Source organism: Corallococcus sp. Z5C101001, from assembly GCF_007352635.1.
Lineage (GTDB): Bacteria > Myxococcota > Myxococcia > Myxococcales > Myxococcaceae > Corallococcus > Corallococcus silvisoli.
The window spans coordinates 1-2,867 of the sequence record NZ_VKLU01000041.1 but is presented as its reverse complement, the minus strand read 5'-3'; the positions used below and the strand labels follow the sequence as shown (position 1 = coordinate 2,867).

Below are 2,867 nucleotides of genomic sequence, written 5' to 3'. Positions count from 1 at the left end.
TACCGCCCTGACGGCCGCCTCGAATACCTCGGCCGCATCGACTTCCAGGTGAAGGTGCGCGGCTTCCGCATCGAGCTCGGTGAAATCGAAGCAGCGCTCCGCCGCGCTACCGGCCTCAAGGACGCTGTCGTCATCGCCAGGGGCGAAGCTGCCGACAAGCGCCTCGTCGCCTACGTCACCCCTCGCGAGGGCCACTCTCTCGACATCGACTCCCTCAAGGCTCACCTGCGCCTCGGCCTCCCCGAGTACATGGTGCCCTCCGCCTTCCTCGTGCTCGACGCCCTGCCCCTCAACTCCAACGGCAAGGTCGACCGCAAGGCCCTCCCCGAGCCAGAAGCGCCCCAGGCCACTCACTCCTATGTGGCTCCTCGCACCGAAGCAGAGGCCTCTCTCGCTTCCATCTGGGCCGAAGTGCTGAAGGTTGCCCGTGTCGGGGTGCGGGACTCCTTCTTCGATCTCGGCGGACACTCCCTCCTCGCCACCCAGGTGGTGTCTCGCGTCCGCTCCGAGTTCAACGTGGAACTCCCCCTCCGCGCGCTCTTCGAGTCGTCAACGGTGGAGGCCCTGGCGAAGCGACTGTCCGGGAGCACCAGCCACCGCGCCCCCAAGCTCACCCCTGTCTCGCACGAGGGCTCGCTGCCGCTGTCCTTCGCTCAGCAGCGCCTGTGGCTGTTGGATCAACTCCAGCCGGAGGACGCGTCCTACAACATCCCCACCGCGCTCCAGCTCTCCGGACACCTGGACGTGGAGGCCCTGCGCCATGCCTTCGAAGCGCTGGTCGCGCGTCACGAAGCCCTGCGCACCACATTCAACGAGCATCAGGGCCAGCCCGTGCAACGCGTCCACGCACCCAACGGATGGACGCTGACGGTCGTAGACCTCACCACCGTTCCGGATGCGGATCGGAGGGACGAAGCCCAGCGGTTGGCCGCCGCGGAAGCACGACGGCCCTTCCAACTCGCCACGGGCCCGCTGCTGCGCACCACCCTGGTGCGTCTGGGCGGAGAGGAGCACCTGCTGCTCGTGACGATGCACCACATCGTCTCCGACGGCTGGTCCATGGGCGTCCTCGTCCGCGAACTCATCGCGCTGTACGCGGCGTTCCATGAGGGCCAGGAGCCGGGCCTCGCGCCCCTCCCCGTGCAGTACGCCGACTTCGCGACGTGGCAGCGCCAGTGGCTCCAGGGTGAAACCCTGGACGCGCAGATTGAGTACTGGAAGCAGCAGTTGTCCGGAGCACCCGCCGCGCTGGAGCTGCCCACCGACCACCGTCGCCCTCCCGTGCAATCGCACCGCGGCGCCAAGGTGGACGTGCGCGTCTCCGCCAGGGTCTCCGATGCGCTCAAGGCCCTGGCTCAACGTGAAGGCGCCACGCCCTTCATGGCGCTGCTCGCCGCCTTCCAGGTCCTCCTGTCGCGTTACTCCGCGCAGGACGACGTCAGCGTGGGCACGCCCATCGCCGGCCGCACCCAGGCCGAGACCGAGGGCCTCATCGGCTTCTTCGTCAACACCCTCGTCCTTCGCTCCCGCCTGGATCCACGCGCGACGTTCCGTGAGCTGTTGGCTCAGGTGCGCGGCACCACGTTCGCCGCCTACGAGCACCAGCACCTGCCCTTCGAGAGGCTCGTCGAAGCCGTTCAGCCCACTCGCGACCTGAGCCGCAGTCCCCTCTTCCAGGCCATGTTCGTCTTGCAGAACACGCCCACCGAGGCGCTGCGCCTGCCGGGCCTGTCCTTCCAGGCACTCCCACTGGAAGCACACTTCGCCAAGTTCGATCTCTCACTGGGATTGACGGAGAGCCGTGACGGTCTGGTCGGTGCGATGGCGTACGCCACATCGCTCTTCGAGGCGTCGACCATCCAGCGCATGGCTGGCCACTTCGGCGTGCTGCTCGAGGCCATCGCCTCGAAGCCCGACTCCCGCCTCATGGACCTGCCTCTGCTCACCTCCCCTGAGCGCCAGCAGCTCCTCCTCGACTGGAATCCTCCCGCACTGAGGACACAGTACGAGGCCAGCATCCACGCCCTGGTCGAAGCCCAGGTGCGCCGCACTCCGGACTCGCTCGCCGTCCTCACCCCGGAGCACCGCCTCACCTACCGTCAGCTCGACGCGAAGGCCAACCAGCTCGCCCACCGCCTCCGCTCACTTGGCGTCGGCCCCGAAGTCCGCGTCGGCCTCTGCGTCGAGCGCACCGAGGACCTCCTCATCGGCGCTCTCGGCATCCTCAAGGCCGGTGGTGCCTACGTCCCCCTGGACCCCACCTACCCCCGCGAGCGCCTGGGCTGGTTGCTGGAGGATGCGCAGGGCCCCGCCCTCGTCGCTCATTCCCACCTCCTCTCCGCTCTGCCCGAAACCACGGCCACCGCCGTCTGCCTCGACACGGATTCGGAGCTGGCCTCGCTGCCTACCTCCGCTCCCGACGTCGAAGTGGCTGCTGGCAACCTCGCCTACCTCATCTACACCTCCGGCAGCACCGGCCGCCCCAAGGGCGTCGCCATCTCCCATGGCAACGCCGTCTCCTTCCTCTCCTGGGCCCTCGACACCTTCTCCCTCGACGAGATGAAGGGCGTCCTCGCCGCCACCAGCCTCAACTTCGACCTCTCCGTCTTCGAGCTCTTCGCTCCTCTCTCCTGCGGCGGGGCCGTGGTGATGGCTCGCAACGCCCTCCACCTCGCGGAACTCCCCACCGCCTCTCACGTCACCCTCGTCAACACCGTCCCCTCCGCCATGGCGCAACTGCTTCGCCTCGGCGCCGTCCCTCCCTCCGTCCGCGTCGTCAACCTCGCCGGGGAGGCGTTGCCGGAGACTCTCGCGAAGCAGGTCTACTCCCTGCCCTCCGTCCTCAAGCTCTTCAACCTCTACGGGCC

General features: G+C 68.2%; 1 protein-coding gene. It reads left to right on the top strand.

Going from position 1 to position 2,867, the window contains the following annotated elements; all coding sequences use genetic code 11:
* On the top strand, positions 1–2,867 hold a 2,867-nt coding region (locus tag FOF48_RS36085), incomplete at both ends, for a condensation domain-containing protein (RefSeq protein WP_143909540.1).